We start from the raw sequence: 15,959 nt of genomic DNA, 5'->3' as shown, positions 1-15,959 counted from the left end.
GCCCGGCGTGACCAAGTCCTCCTGGTAGCAGTGCCCCACGGATGACCCAGCAGGCGGCGGGCCGCGCACCTCATGGGGCGGGGCCCGCCGTGTTCATCGGGGCGCCGGAAGCCGCACGCAGGATCGGCTCCGCCGTCCCCACCTTCTCCGTGGCCCCCGGCGACGAGCCGGACGGCCGCGGGCTCGCACGGGTGGCGCAGCGGCCTGACCACCAAACTGCACCATCCGCGTCGAGCAGGGAGGTTCGTCCTCTCGGCGTGTTTGGACGGTCGCCCTTTGATGCGCGATCGTGGCCCTTCCGCGGGACGCATGGGCGGCCCGATTCCTTAAGGGCATGCCATGAAGCGCATCATTGCCGGACTGTGGCGGATCATCCGGGGACCCCTGCAGTGGCGGGTCATGTGGCTGACGAACAGCAAGTACATGGTCGGTGTAACCGGCGTTGTCCGCGACAGCGAGGGCCGCGTGCTGCTGCTGCGTCACCGGCTGTGGCCCGAGGACCGCCAGTGGGGCCTGCCCGGCGGCTACGCCAAAGCGGGCGAGGACTTCCGTGACACCGTCTCCCGCGAGGTGCGTGAGGAGACCGGCCTTGAAGTCCAGGTCGGCGAGCTGGTCCACCTCAAGAGCGGCTTCAAGCTGCGCGTGGAGGTGGCGTATGCCGCAACACTCGTCGGCGGTTCGATGAAGATCGACGCGTTTGAGGTTCTGGAAGCCAAGTGGGCATCGCCGAACGATCTGCCGCCGGGCTTGCAGGAGGCGCACCGGCTCCTGATCCAGGACGGACCTCGTCGCTGATCCGTCGGATCCTTGTCAGCCCTCGACCGCTCGTCGCATGAGCCGCTGCCCTCCTGCTCCATGGCACGTTCTGGGCCGCTGTCAGCAGGCGCTCCATCCTTCACCAAGTGACTGCCCTTCTGGGGTACTGCCGCAGCGGTTGGTGGACGTCCCGCCCTGTAGTGGGTGTGAGTAGTCGACGCACGAACATCCCGACGGAATTGACCTTGGTCGGGAGAGGACTTCTGGCAGAGGCCCCGGTGGTCGTGTGCCCGGCACCACGGATGAGCCCGCGCCTGCTCCGGACCCGAGTCGCGGTCATCGTCGTGGCCCCGCCGGGAGGCGGACTGAACCTCGGCCGGCGTGGACGTCGGCCAAGCCCGTGCCTTGAGAGGTCGGCATGAGGGGCGACCTACGTGAGGTAGTCGGCTATGAGCTCCGCGAACTCCAGTTCGCTGAGGACCCTGGTGCCGAGTTCTTGAGCCTTCTGGAGCTTCGACCCGGCTTTCTCGCCGGCGACCAGGATGGTTGTCTTCCGCGACACGGTGCCGGAAGAGGCACCACCGGCCTGGCTGACGAGGTCGTTCATCTCGGTGCGGTTCCGCCCCGCCAAGGGGCCGTGCATGCCGCCGGTGATCACTACGACCTCGCCGGTCAGAGGGCCGCCCTCCGCGGTGGCGACGATCGGCTCGGCCATGTTCACGCCCGCGCCGACGAGCTTGTCGATGACCGGCCCCAACGCGGCAATGTGAGCGGCGATCTTCGAGGAGTTGGCGGCGGGCAGCTTAGGCACCGCGGCGAGAGCATTCGCGTCCGCTGCGCGGATCGCGTCCATGGTGCCGAAGTACCGTGCGATCTCCCGGGAGAGGGTTCGCCCGGTGCGCACAACTCCCAGTGCACAGAACACCTTGGACAGGGGCTTGGTCTTGGCCGCTTCGATCTGGTCGAGGACCGTGTCGGCCCGCTTTTCGCTGCGGGTGGCGTCGACCAGCTGCTCGCGGCTGAGGGTGAACAGGTCGCCGATGTCGGCGACCGCGCCGCTGTCGACCAGGGCCTCGATGTAGGTGACGCCCAGTCCGTCGATGTCGAGCTGGTCGCGGCCCACTGCGTACCGCAGGGCGGCGAGCAGCCCGCAGCCCCCGTCGGCGCCGCCCGCGCACTCCCACCGCTCACCGGAGCTGTCGATCTCACCGCCGCATTTCGGGCAGGCTTCAGGCAGGACGATCGGTGTCTCCTCGCCGGTGCGGAGTTCGACCACCGGGGCTTCCACGCGGGGGATGATGTCGCCCGCCTTGAACACGCCGACCGTGTCGCCGATCATGAGGCCGCTGTCGCGGATGAACCGCGGATTGTGCAGGGTCGCGTACTGCACGACGCTGCCGTCCACTTCGACCGGCTCCAGCACGGCGCGTGGGGCGATGACGCCGGTGCGGCCGACGTTCCACTCCACGGCCAGGAGCTTGGACCGCGACACGGTCGGGGGCAGCTTGTAGGCCGTCGCCCAGTGCGGATGGCGGGTGGCGAGTCCGGCTTTCTCCTGCTCGGCGACCGCGTTGGCCTTGATGACGACGCCGTCGATGCCGAAGGGAAGCTCCGCGCGCATGGCCGCGATCTCCTCGACGCGCTGCTGGACCTCCGCCACGGTGGCGAGCACCCGCAGACCCGCGGGCGTGGCCGCCGTGGTCTGCACGCCGGTGGCAGCGACCGCCGCCATCATCTCTGCGTGCGTGTCGCCGGCCAGCCCGACCACGCCGTAGGCGTAGAACGTCGTCTCGATGACGTAAGGCCTGTCCTTGGCCCGCAGCGTGCCCGCCGTGCCGTTGCGGGGGTTGGAGAAGACCTTCGCCCCGTGAGCCTGCCGGATCGCGTTGGCCGCCAGGAACTGCTCGCTGGTGAGGAGGACTTCGCCGCGGACCTCGAACGTGGCGGGTGTGCTCAAGTCCCGGGGGAGACCGACGATGGAGCCGATCGCGTGCGAGATGTCCTCGCCAAAGGCTCCGTTGCCGCGGGTGACGAGCTGGACCAGGTGCCCGTCCACGTAGCGGGCGGCGATCGCCGCGCCGTCCAGCTTGGGTTCCGCGACGTAACCACCCGCCGCCGGGCCGCCGAGGCGTCGTGCGAGCGAGGCGTCCCACTTGGTGAGTTCCTCGCCGCTGAAGACGTTGTCCAACGACAACATCGGCACCGTGTGGGCGACGTCGCCCGTGGGGGCCGCGCCGCCGCCGACCTTGCCGGTGGGGGAGTCCTCCCGAACGTCGCCGGGGTGCTCCAGCTCGTAAACCCGGATACGGCCGGCCAGGGCGTCGTAGGCGGCGTCGTCGAGCGGGCTGGTCCCGTCGGCGTAGTAGGCGGCGCACGCCGCCAGGGCCTCGTCCACGGCGGAGTGATACGCGGCAGGGTCAGCGAGCGGAGCAAGGATTGCTGTCGTCATGCCTCGCATCCTTGCGCACAGGTCTGACACTGCCCGTTTCCCCAGAAGTGACGTACTGGGCCTGCCCGCCCTCTCGGAAGGGTGCCACCACGCAGCAGCCATCGCTCACCTGGCCGCCAGAGGCGCACTGCGCGGCAAGGTCGACACGACCCTGCCGCTGGCGGACGCGGCGGAGGCCCACCGGCGGGGCGAGGCCAGCGAGATCGACGGCAAGTTGGTCCTCATCCCTTGACCGGGAACACCAGAGCTGGGGCGCATTTCTTCGGGGTTGTCGGAGCCTTGTGCGTGAGGTGCTCCGTCCTGGGGTGCACCGCGTGGTCGGTTCGTGGCTGACAGGGCTGGTCGTGGTGTGCGGCAGTACGCCAACCGCCGGAGCGCGAGGTCAGCGCGGGCGTAGACCCTCCACCAGGACCCTGACCGCGCCGGCGACGAGGTCGGTGGCAGGTCCTGTTCCTGCCAGACCGTGCCCGGCCACGAATGCGAGCCCGTGCAGCATGGCGAGGACCGCCGTATTGACGTTGTCGGTGTCGGCAGCCGCGATGTCCCCGGTTTCGGCGGCTTGGCGCAGGAGTTCGACCGCCGGAGCGAAGGCCCGTTCGTTCGCGGCGATCAGGCGTCCGGCGTCGGGCCAGGTCTTGGACGAGAGCATCAGGGTCATCAGTTCGTCGTTGCGCCGGGTGAAGTCGACGTAGGCACAGGCGAATGCCGTGAGCCGTTCGGTGAAGTCGCCGCCGGTGTCGGCCAGGGCTGATTCGATCCGGGCCCCGAGCTGTTCGTAACCCTGCTCCACGAGTGCGGACAGCAGTGCCTGCTTGTCCGGGAAATGCCGGCGCGGGGCGCCATGGCTGACGCCCGTCCGCCGGGCGACCTCGCGCAGCGACAGGGCGTCGGCCCCTGATTCCGAGAGCATCGTCTGCGCCTCGGTGAGGATGGCCGCGCGCAGGTTTCCGTGGTGGTACTGGTTCCGGGCGGTCGGCATGGCATCACCGTACCAGCAATGTTGACAGCGGCTACATGGGCAATGTAGTCGTTGACTACTTTGATGTTGCCGCCTGCTCGAAGACTGCGAGCCCTTTACCGGACCAGGAGCGTGACCCCCATGACCTCGACCATCACTCCGCGTCACCATCACGTCAGCATCTCGGTCGCCGACCTTGACCGCCAGACGATCTGGTACCAGCAGGTACTCGGGTTCGAGACGGTCATCGAGCGGTACGAGGTCCCCGAGCCGCCCGTGCGCACCGCTGTCCTGCAGACCCGCACGGGAACCCGCGTCGAACTCATCGAGCGCGCCGGCTCCACGCGCCCGCGGGTCTTCACCGACCCGCTGGACGCCTGCCGGGAGCAGGGTTACGGCCACTGGGCCCTGGAAGTCGACGCCCTGGACGAGGTGTTCGCCGCGCTCACTGCCGCCGGCGCGCAACCGGTATGGCCGCCAGCCGACGCCGTCCAGCCCGGCGCCCGTTTCGCCTACGTGAAGGACCCCGAGGGCAACCTCATCGAGCTCATCCAGCCCCCGGCCACGGCCTGAATCCCGGGAGCCGACCACGACCGTATCCGGACCATGCCGCCGCCCTTCGTGCCCGCCTCGCAGGGCAAGCCAGTTCCTGGTCGCGCACCTGGTCCCAGCGGCATCACGGGTCCCGCTTCTGGCCAACTATGCGTTGGATTCAGGGCAGTTGTGCGCTTCTGATGTGCCGGGGAAGGGCGGGCATGTGAACGTTCTGGTGCACGGCAGCGGATGGAAGTGGGCTCCCGCTGTTGCGTCGGGTCCGGGAAGCGGGCCGGCATACCTCGGGGCCCCGTGGCAGCGATGCGAAGTAGCGCGAAACGCACGGGGTGCCACCAGCAGGATCCACGGACTGGGTCGTGCGACGTGGTGGTGCCGGGTCTTTGTCCGCCTTCTAAGGGAGAGACGCATGCGAAAGAACGTTCTGGCACGGTCGCTGGTCAGTGTCACGGCCGTGGTGGGAATCGCCGCCGGGAGCTTGGCGGGTGCGAGCACAAGCTTTGCGGCATCCGGCTCGGCCTCGACGCAGTCGGCGACGACGGCTGTGGTGACGCCGTTCGCGGTGGTGAACCTCGGCCTGAACGCCACGCAGGCCAAGGGCGTCCAGCGATGGCTGAAGGCGAACTGGGGCTACACAGGCGGCATCGACGGCGAGCTGGGCCCGGAGAGCTGGAAGGCCTTCCAGCGCCACCTCAAGGCCTATCACGGGTATACCGGCGCCATCGACGGAGTCGTCGGCGGTGGCACGGTCTCGGCGCTGCAGCGCTTCTTACGGGACAACGGCTGGGGCTACACCGGCGCGATCGACGGCCAAGCCGGTTCGGGGACCCAGGCCGCGTTCAAGACGTTCGCCAACTGGTGCGTGGCCAACGCCTGACCCACTGGCAAGCCTCACCCGGCAGGGGGCTCCGGGCCATCCCGGCGCGGAGTCCCCTGCCGGGGTGTCGCCTTCGACGCCGCCTTCGACGGCCGTCGCACCCTTCAGTGCACGGACTCGTCCCCGACCCGTACCAGACCGCTCTCGTAGGCGAAGATCACCGCGTGGATCCGGTCACGGAGGCCGAGTTTGGTCAGGATGCGGCCGAGGTGGGTTTTCACGGTCGTCTCCCCGATGAAGAGGCTGTCCGCGATCTCGCCGTTGGCGAGTCCCCGGGCGGCCAGGGCGAGGACTTCTCGTTCCCGTTCGGTGAGGGCCGACAGGCGGCTGCGCTGGGCGGGCGCGGACGCGGGGGCTTGCAGGACGAAGCGTTCCACCAGGCGCCGGGTCAGCGAGGGCGCCACCATGACCTCTCCGCGCAGCACCGCACGGACGGTCACCAGGATCTCTTCGGCGGGGGCGTCCTTGACGAGGAATCCGCTCGCGCCGGCACGCAGGGCGGCGTAGGCGTACTCGTCGAGGTCGAAGGTGGTGACGACGAGGATCCGGGGGCCTTGGGGCTGGGCGCAGAGATGTTCCGTCGCGGTGAGCCCGTCGAGACCGGGCATGCGGACGTCCATCAGGACGAGGTCCGGCTCCAGGGCGGCCACGCCGGCGATCGCCCCGTCGCCGTCGGCGGCTTCGCCCACGACGGTCAGATCGGGCTGGCTGTCGACGACCATCCGCAGCCCCATCCGGATCAGCTCCTGGTCGTCGCAGATCAGCACACGGGACGGCGGCGGCGGGGGAGCTGAGGTCGGGGTCGGGCCGGTCATGCGGTCTCCGCAGTGAGTTCGGGCTGCGTGGGGCGCAGGGTGGCGGCGACCTTGTAGCCGCCGTCGGGGGTGGGCCCGGCGGTCACACTTCCGCCGTACAGCGCGGTGCGCTCGCGCATGCCGGCCAGTCCGCGACCGGAGGAGAGCAGGGGGATTGGGCCTTCGGCGGCGGTTGCCCGCCCGGTTCCTGCCGAGTTCTCCACCCGGACACGGACCAGTCGCCCGGGCCCCTGGGTGCCGGTGTCGACCCGTACGTGGATCGAGGCGTCCGGCGGCGCGTGCTTGACGACGTTGGTGAGTGCCTCCTGCACAATCCGGTAGGTCTGCACGGTGAGATCTGCGGGAAGGCCGGCTCCGTCCCCGTGGAGTTCCAGGACCGCGTGCCTGCCGCTCGTGCCGAGGCGTCCGACCAGTCGCCGCAGATCCGCCGGGAGGGACTCCGCGGCCCCACCCGGATCGCAGACGCCGGCTGAGGCGTCGGCGCCGGGCGTGCGCAGCACCTCCAGCAGTCGCCGCAGTTCGCCCAGGGCCTCACGGCCGGTCGTGCTGATGACGCCGAGGGTGCGGTCCACGACAGTGGGGTCGACATGCCGCATCAGCCTGCCGCCCTCGGCGTTCAACACCATCACGCTCATACTGTGCGCGAGTACGTCGTGGATCTCGCGGGCGATGCGTGCCCGCTCCTCGGCGACGGCGACCTGGGCCAGCGCGAGGCGCTCCGACTCGGCCAGCGCGGCCCTCCGCTCGAACTCGGCGACATAGGCCCGCCGAGCATGGACGTATTCGCCGAACACCCAGGCACCGGCCAGCAGCAGCCCCACCGTGAGCGGGGCGAGCCAGGCGGCACGAGCACCCGGGCCCACCGGCTCCCGCTGCCATACGGGAATCCACAGCAGTACGAGGACGGTGGCACAGACCACCGTCGCCGCGGACCGGCGCAGGCCACGCACCGTGAGCGTGGCCAGGACCGCGGCCAGGGCGACGGCGCCGCGTCCCGATTCCTGTCCCCACACCTGCCCGAGGTTCTGCGCCCAGAACCCCGCCGTCACCAGGGCCGCGACGAGCACCGGCCGACGTCGGCGCGCCAGCAGGGGCAGCACCAGGGCCATGTAGACGCCCGTCTGCACCCAGACCGGCCGCCAGCCCGGCTGCGGGTGGATCACCGGGGGCATGGCCACCACCACGACCAGCAGCAGGTCCGCCAGCCACGGGTGGCGGCGCCGCAGGCGGGGCAGGGTCTCGATCAGCCAGTGCACCACCTCACGCTACGGTCGGGGCCCGCCGCTCCACATCGTCCTCCGGGGCGCCTCGGGGTCCTCCCGTGGTCGTACACGCACCGGCCGGGAACACGATGTGCGGCTCCTCGGGGCACTTCGAGCATGGCCGTCATGTCGATCACCACCGAATTCCTCAGACGACCCCTCATGACCGGTGCGGTATCCGCCAGTTCCCGGCGGCTGGCGTGCGCGATGACCGAAGACGTCGGTCTCGAGCGGGCCCGGCTTGTGGTGGAGCTCGGCCCGGGAACGGGGGTGTTCACCGATGCGATCCTCGCCCGGCTCGCGCCCGACGCACGACTCGTCGCGGTCGAGCTCAACCCGGTCCTCGCGGCACGGCTGGCGGCCGGTCGGCGGGACCCGCGGCTGACCGTGGTACGAGGATCGGCGGCCGAGCTGGCCGCCGCGGTGGGCGAGCCGGTCGATGCGGTGGTGTCCGGGCTGCCGTGGACGGTCATGCCGCGCGAACGCCGCGGGCACATCCTGGACGCCGTGACCGAAGTCCTCGTGCCCGGTGGCCGGTTCACCACCTTCGCGTATCTGCACGCGGCCTGGACTCCGCCGGCCCGTCACTTCGCCGCCGAACTGTCACACCGTTTCGACCGGTTGGAACGCTCGCCGGTGGTCTGGCCGAACCTTCCGCCCGCATTCGTGCACCGGGCCGTCCGGAAGCCGTGATCGCGAGCAGGACCGTGAAGGCGACAGCCGGGAAGGGGGAGACCAGCGCGAGAGGCGCAACTCCGTGAGGGGACGGGAGGGGATGCTCCCGTTCGATGCGCGATCCGGACCGCGCGAACGGGCCGCCGTCCAGCCCCGGGGGTGATGGCGTCGTCATTCGCCCGTCGCCGCGGAGGCAGGCCTCCCCTCAGGAAGACCGGCCTCCGGACCAGGGGCACCGCGAGTTGCTCACGGTGCGAGGAACGCGCCGTAGGTCTCACTCAGGTCAGCGCTGAGCGCCGCCTTCGCCAAGCGGGTGTCCTCGTCCGCGAGGACTTCCAGCGCGCCGGCTTCGAGTCCGTCCAGGGCCTGGCGCACGACATCCGCGGGGTCGTTCTTCGGGACGTCCCATCCGCTCATCATGTCCGTGTCGGTCGAGCTCATCAGCAGCCCGGTGACCTGGGTGCCCTGACCCGCCAGCTCCAGACGGACGCCGTTGGTCAGGCTCCAGGCGGCCGCTTTGGCGACCGCGTAGGAGTTGGCACCCGGGTAGGAGAGCCACGACAGACGTGAGAGCACATTCAAGATCGCGCCCCCGCCGTTCGTGGCGAGTACCGGCGCGAAGGCACGCACGACCGAGAGAGTGCCGTAGAAGGAGGTGTCCACTTCGCGGCGGATCTTGTCCAGGTCACCGGTGACGAGGTTCTGGTTGAGGCTGACGGCCGCGTTGTTGATCAACAGCGTGACATCCGGTGCGGCCGCGGCCGCATCGGTCACGGAGACCGGGTCGAGGAGGTCGAGACGCAGGCGCTCGGCGCCCGCGATGTCCACGCGCTCGGGGTCCCGCGCGGTCGCGTACACCTTGGCTCCCCGCGCGAGGAGCTGCTCGGCGAAGTGACGGCCGAGACCGCGAGAGGCCCCGGTGATCAGTGCGGTACTTCCGGAAATCTTCATGGGTTGACCGTATGGTGCATGCTGTGAGCTGATCGATGGCTCGAAAGACGCAACTGCATACCCCTTTGTCTCAGGCAGGAGCGTCCGCCGCGTAGCCTGTCCGTATGGATCTGCTCGCCGAGGTACTGGCCCTGTCGGACGTGCGGGGAGTCGTCGGCGCGCGCATCGAGGCCGGCGCGGACTGGGGCTGGTGGTGGTCGTCCGCCACGCCGTGCGCATCGCTTCACGCGGTCACCGCGGGAACGGCCTGGGTGGGGCTGCCCGACGGGCAGCCCCTTCAACTGATGCCGGGCGACGTCGTCCTCATGCCCGGTGGGGCGGAGCACGCGCTCGGCAGCGACCCGGCCGCGGTGGCCCGTACGGGGCCCCGCAAGTTCGACGACTGGCACATCACCGGCTCCGGAACCGTGTTGATCGGCACCGGATCGGCGCGTTCCCGCATTCTGTGCGCCGATTACGGTCACGACCGGACCGTCTCGACGCAGGTGCTCACGCTGCTGCCCGCGGTGGTCCACCTGCGTGCGGGCGATGACCCGGACGGGTCGGCCCAGGACACCGTGCGCCTGCTGGGTCGAGAACTCGCCGCTCTGCGAGCGGCGACCGGCGTGGTCCTCGACCGGCTGGTGGACGTACTGCTCGTCCACGTGCTGTGCGCCTGGCTCGCCTCCGGAAGCACTCCCGTGCCCTCCTGGCTCGGGGCTCTTGACGACCCGGTGGTGGCGGCCGCCGTGACCAAACTCCACGAGGAACCCGCCAGAGGGTGGACCACCGCGGCTCTCGCCCGCGAGGTCGGAGTCTCGCGCGCCACCCTCGACCGCCGCTTCGCCGCTGCGACCGGCGAGTCGCCAGGCGCGTATCTCACCCGCTGGCGCATGGACCTCGCCGCCCGGCGCCTGCGCGACACCGACGACAGCCTCGACCAGATCGCCGCCTCGGTCGGCTACTCCTCGGGCTACGCCTTCAGCCGGGCCTTCCGCCGCGCACGCTCACAGCCGCCGGGCCGGTTCAGGACGACCGCCCGCACCGGGGGCGGTCCCCTCCCGGCAGGGGCCACCACTGCGGCCGTCTGACCACCGGACCACGAGCAGCGGGTCGACCCGGTGAGACGATCACCAGAGTCTGTCCTGCGTGGTGATCGCCGGCGGGCCTCCCGCCGGGCCCCGTACCCGGAGGGCGTGGGTGGGCCGCTGCGGCTACTTTGGGAGCATGGCCCCTTCGGGGCGACCCACGGTGTTGTTGGGCCGGCACGCCGAACGTGCGTTGCTGGACCGCTGGAAGAACGCGGTCCGGTCGGGCCGGGGCGGTGCGCTCGTGGTCCGCGGAGAGCCTGGCATCGGCAAGTCCGCGTTGCTCGAGCACGCGGTGGCGACGGCGGGCGGCTTCCAGGTGGTGCAGGGCGACGGCGTCGAGGCGGAGACGGACCTGCCTTTCGCCGTACTGCAGCAGGTGTGCTCGCCGCTGCTCTCCGCACTCGAGCGGTTGCCCGCACCGCAGCAGGACGCGCTGGCGGTGACGTTCGGTCTGCGGAGCGGGGCGCCGCCGGAGCCTTTGATGCTGGGCTTGCCGTCCTCGGATTGCTGTCGCGGGCGGCGGCCCGCCGACCGCTCATCTGCGTGATCGACGACGCCCAGTGGCTCGACCCCGGTTCGGCCGAGGTGCTGGGGTTCGTGGCGCACCGTATCGGTGCGGATCCCCTCGGCATCGCCTTCGCCACTCGCTGCACCGAGGACGGTTTTCGCGGATTGCCGGAGGTGGTGCTGAGGGGACTCGGCCCGGGTGACGCGCGCGCCTTGCTGGGCTCGGCTCTGCACGCGCCGTTGGACGAGGCGGTGGCGGCGCGGATCTCGGTCGAGGCCCGCGGTAATCCGCTGGCACTGCTCGAACTGCCCAGGACGGTACCGGCCGTCGCCTTCGCAGGGGGATTCGGTCCGCCGAGCACTGCGACCTTGCCCGGGCGGATCGAGGACAGCTTCCGTGATCGGGTCCTGGCACTTGCGCCTGCCACCCGGCTGTTCCTTCTGCTGGCCGCGGCGGAGCCCTTGGGCGACGCCGCACTGCTGTGGCGGGCCGCTGAACGTCTGCGGATCACGTCCTCGGCGGCGCTCGCGGCCGAGGACGAGGGCTTGCTGTCCATCGGCACACAGGTGGTGTTCCGCCACCCGCTGGTGCGCTCGGCCGTCTACGGTGCGGCGTCGCCCGTGCAGCGGCATGCCGTGCACCGAGCCCTCGCGGATGTCACCGGTCCCGAGGACCACGACCGGCGTGCCTGGCACCGCGCACAGGCCGCTGTCGGGTTCGACGCGGAAGCCGCGGCGGAGCTGGAGAGATCGGCTCATCGGGCCCAGGCCCGCGGCGGTGTCGCCGCGGCAGCCGCATTTCTGGAACGAGCCGTGACGCTCACCCCAGACCCCGCCTCCAGAGCGGATCGGGCCCTGGGGGCGGCACGCGCCGGGCAGCAGGCCGGTGCCTACGAGGACGCTCTGCACCTGCTGTCCCTCGCCGAGAGGGGCCCGCGGACGATATGCGGGCCGCATACGGCGAGCTCCTGCGAGGACAGATCTCGTTCGCCCGCAGTTTCGGCAGCGGTGCCGTGCCCACCTTGCTGCGCGCGGCTCGCCGATTCGAGTCGCTCGACGTCTCCCGCGCCAGGGACGTGTACCTACAGGCGCTGGCCGCGGCGCTGTTGGCCGGCCGCCTGGGCGACGACACGTGTGGGCTCACGGAGGTCGCCCGGAGCGCCCGCCGGGTGCTGCCCGCACCGGCTCCACGCGCCCCCGAGCTCATGCTGGACGGGCTGACACTCCTCATCACCCAAGGGCACCGAGCCGGCGTCCCGGCGCTGCGCAAGGCCATCACCTCGTTCACCGGAGAGGAGCCGACCACAGGAGAGGAACTGCGCTGGCTGTGGCTCGCGGGCCACGCAGCGGGACTGCTGTGGGACGACGAGGCGTGGCACATGTCGGCCGCGCGGCTGCTGCGGACCTGCGAGGAGGAAGGCGCACTGAGCATGCTGCCTGTCGCCGCGGCCACGCGTGCCGGAGTCCACCTGCTGGCGGGGGAGCTGTTGCAGGCGGAGTCGCTGGCCGAGACGGCCACCGACGTCACGGCGATGACAGGAGCGCGGCTGGCGCCCTACGCCGAGGTGGGGCTCGCCGCCTTCCGCGGCGGGGACAAGGATGCCGACGCCGCGATCCGCAGTGCGGCCGGGGACGCGGTGCGCCGTGGCGAAGGCGTGGCGTTGACCTTCCTGCAATGGGCCAACGCTGTCCTGTGCAATGGTGCGGGCCGTTACGAGGGGGCGCTGGAGTCCGCCCGTCAGGCCGCCGCCGATGACCGTGCTCAGCGGTTCCGCAACTGGGCGCTGGCAGAAATCGTCGAGGCCGCGGTCCGCACCGGGGACCGGGACGCGGCAGACGAGGCGCTGCGTGAGCTGTGCCTGACGACGCGCTTCTGCTCCACCGACTGGGCCGGAGGCATCGAGGCACGCTGCCGGGCCCTGCTCACCTCCGGTCAGGCCGCCGAGGGCTTTCACCGCACGGCCATCAGCCGGCTGGAGCGCACCCGTGTCCGCGTGGAACTGGCCCGCGCGCACCTCCTGTACGGGGAATGGTTGCGACGCGAGCGCCGGATCGCCCCGGCACGTCGCCAGCTGCGTCAGGCGCACGAGATGTTCGTGCGCTTCGGTATGGACGCCTTCGCGGCACGAACCCGCGGCGAGATGCATGCGGCCGGTGATCACACACGTTCCCGCCGCGCCGGTCCCGACGCGCAGCTCACGTCCCAGGAAAGGCGTGTGGCGACGCTGGCGGCCGAGGGTGCCACCAACGCCGCGATCGCCTCGCGGCTGTTCATCAGCCCGAGCACCGTCGATTACCACCTGCGCAAGGTCTTCCGGAAGCTGGACATCACGACCCGTACGCAGCTTTCCCGTCGTCTGCTGCCGGACGGCCGCTGGGGGCAGGGGACACGGACGGGTCGTAGTGCCCCACCGCCGGGACTACGCGTTCACGTGGTGCCGTCCACTGGTCACCATCGTCACCGACAACGGCGGTCCGTTCCGCTCGTTCCGGTTCGAGGCGTTCATCGCCACCCGCCCCGAGCTGCGGCACGTCCGCACCCGGGTCCGCACGCCGGGGCAGAACGGATCACGCGAGCGCGGCTTCGGCTCTCTGAAATACGAGAAGCTGTTCCTGGAAGACATACCCGACGCCCTCGACCTGGTCCGCCACGCCGAGGACTACCGGCTCGAAGACAACACGGTCCGCCCGCACGAGGCACTCGCTTGGAACCGGCCCCACGACGTCCACACCGGCCAGGCCAACCCGCGCGTTCCCAAGTTTCCTGAACCCGAAAACCTGCCAATTACTTGACGCGGGACAAGATGACCGAGTATCGGGTCAAGGGTCGGAATGACTGGCTCATGGGCTCGGATCTCCAGGTCCATGCGCCGATCCGCGACATGTCGAACCCGAGGGCCTTCGGGCAGCCTCAGACCATGTCCGAGTACATGCAGATGTGCGGAGACAACGGCGGGGTGCACTACAACAGCGGCATCCCCAACTATGCGTTCTACCGCATGACCACCCGTATGACCATGCGTTCGGCCGAGAGCGCATCATCTATCAGGCGCTGACCCACTACCTGACACCGACCTCCACCTTTGCTGACGCCTATGCGGCAATGATGGAGGCGACTGCAGAGCTGTACGGCCCCTGGAGCCTGGCTGCTTCGACCGTCAACACCATCTGGTCGCGCGATGTGGGCGTGAGTCCCACGACTCCCGACTCCCGACCCCCGGCCGTCCGGGTGCTCGGGTGGCGGCATCACGTCCTCCACCCTGACCGCCCTGTACGACAACAGCTCCGCGCTGAACGCAGGGGGCGCCTCTCTGGTGGAGGTTGCCGGTTCGCTGGTACACCTCTACAACCTCAGCACGATCGCCCAGGACCCCGCTGTTGTCTACTACTCAAATCCCTTCCTCGACAATCGGGACGAATTCGACCAAACGGTAGAGCTGCAAGGCGACCTTCTTACGCAGTTCACGCAGGCACTCCAACTCTGGCAACCGGTGCTGAATGCCGTCGGGACAGAGCAGGCAAGCAACGTCATCGTGACACAGCAGCAGGTCGACAGCGCCAACGCCTTCGCCGACGCTGTCATAGCGGAGGCCAAGAAGCAGGGCGGGGCGGACAGCCACCTGGTGAAGGTGATCACCACCGAGTGCCGCCCGCCTGGATGCCCAGCATGTCGTGGGGCTTTCGGTGGAGAGCTCGCAGGCCTACCTGGACTCCGTGGTTGTCACGATTCCCGAGCCCACCCCCGGACCTGCCGCAGCCTCCCTCGCCGCCACCTTCAACAACACGGCGGTCTCCCAGGACACCAACACGGCCGCAGCCGATCTGGACGGACACGGTTCGAGCATGTCCGCCCAGGCTCTGGCCACCGCAGGCGTCAGCCCGGGAAGCACGATCACCTACGGTGGTGTCGCCTTCCGCTGGCCTACCCAGGCCGGCACCGGCACCGCCGACAACACGGTCGCCGCCGGACAGACCATCGCCCTCAGCGGCAGCAGTGACACCCTGGGCTTCCTGGTCGCCGGGAGCCTCGGGACCTCTCCCGGCAGCTCCATTGCGGGGCCGGGAAAGATCTACTACTCCGACGGAACGTCACAGCAGTTCCGCCTCGACGGCCCCGAATGGCGCAGCCAGGCGGACAACCCCGCCGTCACCTCGGCGTACACCAATGCCCCGGGCAACACGAAGCAGAACACTGTTGCAGGTGTCTGGTACCGCGGTATCTCCCTGGTCTACGGAAAGGCTCCAGTCAGCGTCCAGCTGCCGGGCGCCCATGCCGGAGAAGCCAACGGCATACCGAGGTTGCACGTCTTCGCCATGGCACAAGGGGGCAAGGCACCCAGCCCGGCGGAGACCTTCAACAACGTCAGCGTCACCCAGGACACCAACACGAACTACGGTGACATGGACGGCGCCGGGAGCAGCCTGTCCGCCCAGGCGCTGGCCACCGGTGGCGCCGAGCCCGGTAGCACGATCACTCATGCGGGGGTGACGCTCACCTGGCCCTCCACCGCCGGCGTCATCGACTCCACCTCCGGAAAGACGTACGGAGAGGTGGACAACACCCTCGCGGCCGGCCAGAAGGTCGCCGTCGACGGAACCCGCGGTACCTGGCTGTTCTTGCTCGTCGCAGGAGCCAACGGCACCGCGTCGGGCGCGGCCGCCGTCACCTACTCCGACGGCGCAGTCCAGCAGTTCACCCTGACCGGCCCCGACTGGACCAAGACCGGCAGCACCGTGGCGTTCACATCCGCGTACAGCAACAAGCCGGGCAATCAGCGAAATCAGCAAGCCGCCTACGTCCACCTGGTAGGTGTGGCGCTTCTCAGCGGCAAGACACCAGTCAGCATGACCCTCCCCAACATCACCGCCCAACCAGTGCAGAACAAGCCGGCCCTGCACGTCTACGCGATGACGCACGGCTGAAACAGAGCGCCTGACACAACACGCACGAGAGCGGGTGGAGTCGGCGTCCTACCGACTCCACCCCCTCATGGGCCTTGACCCCGAATTCTGGACACGGGTTATGCGGCTGGTGCCAGCGTAGTTGGTACTGTCCGGGATGCTGTTTCGTAGGCGATCGGGCTGCG

At 69.9% G+C, this 15,959-nt stretch carries 17 protein-coding genes and 2 pseudogenes; 13 read left to right on the top strand and 6 right to left on the bottom strand.

The annotated features are described in order from the left end of the window. The first annotated feature begins 339 nt into the window (after nucleotides 1–339). Nucleotides 340–795 carry an NUDIX domain-containing protein gene (locus tag ABZ883_RS42340; protein ID WP_360917417.1) on the top strand — a complete coding sequence of 152 codons (456 nt, stop codon included), beginning with the start codon at nucleotides 340–342 and terminating at the stop codon, nucleotides 793–795. Between the two features lie 391 nt (nucleotides 796–1,186). Here ABZ883_RS42340 and ligA read toward each other — a convergent pair whose 3' ends face one another. After that, entirely contained in the window at nucleotides 1,187–3,214 is a 2,028-nt protein-coding gene (gene ligA, locus ABZ883_RS42335) for an NAD-dependent DNA ligase LigA (protein WP_360917414.1), read from the bottom strand. On the opposite strand from ligA, the gene ABZ883_RS42330 reads away from it, so the two are divergent. Next, entirely contained in the window at nucleotides 3,204–3,437 is a 234-nt protein-coding gene (locus ABZ883_RS42330) for a zinc-binding dehydrogenase (RefSeq protein ID WP_360917411.1), read from the top strand. The two genes, ligA and ABZ883_RS42330, sit on opposite strands and share 11 nt — an antisense overlap. A 150-nt stretch (nucleotides 3,438–3,587) precedes the next feature. On the opposite strand, the gene ABZ883_RS42325 is transcribed toward ABZ883_RS42330, so the two are convergent. Continuing rightward, nucleotides 3,588–4,184 carry a TetR/AcrR family transcriptional regulator gene (locus ABZ883_RS42325; RefSeq protein ID WP_360917409.1) on the bottom strand — a complete coding sequence of 199 codons (597 nt, stop codon included), beginning with the start codon at nucleotides 4,182–4,184 and terminating at the stop codon, nucleotides 3,588–3,590. A gap of 120 nt (nucleotides 4,185–4,304) precedes the next feature. Between ABZ883_RS42325 and ABZ883_RS42320 the strand changes: the two genes are divergently transcribed. Both ABZ883_RS42320 and ABZ883_RS42315 read left to right on the top strand, forming a co-directional pair. Further along, nucleotides 4,305–4,736 (top strand): VOC family protein, encoded by a 432-nt coding sequence (locus ABZ883_RS42320; protein ID WP_360917406.1) that lies wholly within the window; start codon nucleotides 4,305–4,307, stop codon nucleotides 4,734–4,736. Nucleotides 4,737–5,124: 388 nt separating this feature from the next. After that, nucleotides 5,125–5,592, top strand: a complete 468-nt coding sequence (locus tag ABZ883_RS42315; RefSeq protein WP_360917403.1) for a peptidoglycan-binding protein — start codon at nucleotides 5,125–5,127, stop codon at nucleotides 5,590–5,592. Nucleotides 5,593–5,696: 104 nt separating this feature from the next. Here the strand turns inward: ABZ883_RS42315 and ABZ883_RS42310 are convergent, their stop codons facing one another. Both ABZ883_RS42310 and ABZ883_RS42305 read right to left on the bottom strand, forming a co-directional pair. Beyond that, on the bottom strand, nucleotides 5,697–6,407 hold the full coding sequence (locus tag ABZ883_RS42310; protein WP_360917400.1) for a response regulator transcription factor: 711 nt from the start codon (nucleotides 6,405–6,407) through the stop codon (nucleotides 5,697–5,699). Beyond that, nucleotides 6,404–7,663: a histidine kinase gene (locus ABZ883_RS42305; protein WP_360917397.1), complete on the bottom strand. Its 1,260-nt coding sequence runs from the start codon at nucleotides 7,661–7,663 to the stop codon at nucleotides 6,404–6,406. Before ABZ883_RS42305 ends, ABZ883_RS42310 begins: the two co-directional genes overlap by 4 nt. Nucleotides 7,664–7,795: 132 nt before the next feature. On the opposite strand from ABZ883_RS42305, the gene ABZ883_RS42300 reads away from it, so the two are divergent. After that, complete coding sequence (locus tag ABZ883_RS42300) at nucleotides 7,796–8,362, top strand: methyltransferase domain-containing protein (RefSeq protein WP_360917394.1); 567 nt, start codon at nucleotides 7,796–7,798, stop codon at nucleotides 8,360–8,362. 228 nt (nucleotides 8,363–8,590) lie between these two features. Here the strand turns inward: ABZ883_RS42300 and ABZ883_RS42295 are convergent, their stop codons facing one another. Then, entirely contained in the window at nucleotides 8,591–9,295 is a 705-nt protein-coding gene (locus tag ABZ883_RS42295) for an SDR family oxidoreductase (protein ID WP_360917391.1), read from the bottom strand. A gap of 104 nt (nucleotides 9,296–9,399) precedes the next feature. Here ABZ883_RS42295 and ABZ883_RS42290 point away from each other — a divergent pair, with 104 nt between their 5' ends. The 7 genes and pseudogenes from ABZ883_RS42290 to ABZ883_RS42260 all read left to right on the top strand — a co-directional run. Continuing rightward, nucleotides 9,400–10,365: an AraC family transcriptional regulator gene (locus ABZ883_RS42290; protein WP_360917388.1), complete on the top strand. Its 966-nt coding sequence runs from the start codon at nucleotides 9,400–9,402 to the stop codon at nucleotides 10,363–10,365. Nucleotides 10,366–10,501: 136 nt separating this feature from the next. Further along, on the top strand, nucleotides 10,502–10,912 hold the full coding sequence (locus ABZ883_RS42285) for an ATP-binding protein (protein ID WP_360917385.1): 411 nt from the start codon (nucleotides 10,502–10,504) through the stop codon (nucleotides 10,910–10,912). Continuing rightward, on the top strand, nucleotides 10,909–12,093 hold the full coding sequence (locus ABZ883_RS42280; protein WP_360917382.1) for a hypothetical protein: 1,185 nt from the start codon (nucleotides 10,909–10,911) through the stop codon (nucleotides 12,091–12,093). Before ABZ883_RS42285 ends, ABZ883_RS42280 begins: the two co-directional genes overlap by 4 nt. Continuing rightward, a pseudogene (locus ABZ883_RS42275) lies at nucleotides 12,078–13,163 on the top strand (helix-turn-helix transcriptional regulator); the annotation flags it as partial. The gene ABZ883_RS42280 and the pseudogene ABZ883_RS42275, both read left to right, overlap by 16 nt. Beyond that, complete coding sequence (locus ABZ883_RS42270; RefSeq protein WP_360917421.1) at nucleotides 13,087–13,665, top strand: integrase core domain-containing protein; 579 nt, start codon at nucleotides 13,087–13,089, stop codon at nucleotides 13,663–13,665. The pseudogene ABZ883_RS42275 and the gene ABZ883_RS42270, both read left to right, overlap by 77 nt. A gap of 11 nt (nucleotides 13,666–13,676) precedes the next feature. Then, nucleotides 13,677–13,928, top strand: a complete 252-nt coding sequence (locus tag ABZ883_RS42265) for a M4 family metallopeptidase (RefSeq protein ID WP_360917379.1) — start codon at nucleotides 13,677–13,679, stop codon at nucleotides 13,926–13,928. Then, nucleotides 13,910–13,987, top strand: a pseudogene (locus ABZ883_RS42260) (hypothetical protein); the annotation flags it as partial. The gene ABZ883_RS42265 and the pseudogene ABZ883_RS42260, both read left to right, overlap by 19 nt. Before the next feature lie 274 nt (nucleotides 13,988–14,261). On the opposite strand, the gene ABZ883_RS42255 reads toward ABZ883_RS42260, so the two are convergent. Continuing rightward, nucleotides 14,262–14,492, bottom strand: coding sequence for a hypothetical protein (locus tag ABZ883_RS42255; protein WP_360917376.1), 231 nt, complete (start codon nucleotides 14,490–14,492; stop codon nucleotides 14,262–14,264). Between the two features lie 64 nt (nucleotides 14,493–14,556). Between ABZ883_RS42255 and ABZ883_RS42250 the strand changes: the two genes are divergently transcribed. Further along, the gene (locus ABZ883_RS42250; RefSeq protein WP_360917373.1) at nucleotides 14,557–15,795 is read left to right on the top strand and encodes a hypothetical protein; all 1,239 of its coding nucleotides are present in this window, start codon (nucleotides 14,557–14,559) and stop codon (nucleotides 15,793–15,795) included. Nucleotides 15,796–15,959: the final 164 nt, after the last annotated feature.

Source organism: Streptomyces sp. NPDC046977 (assembly GCF_040644455.1).
In the GTDB taxonomy this organism is placed as follows: Bacteria; Actinomycetota; Actinomycetes; order Streptomycetales; family Streptomycetaceae; genus Actinacidiphila.
Note: the sequence above shows the minus strand (reverse complement) of the source record. Positions and strands in the feature narration are given on the sequence as shown.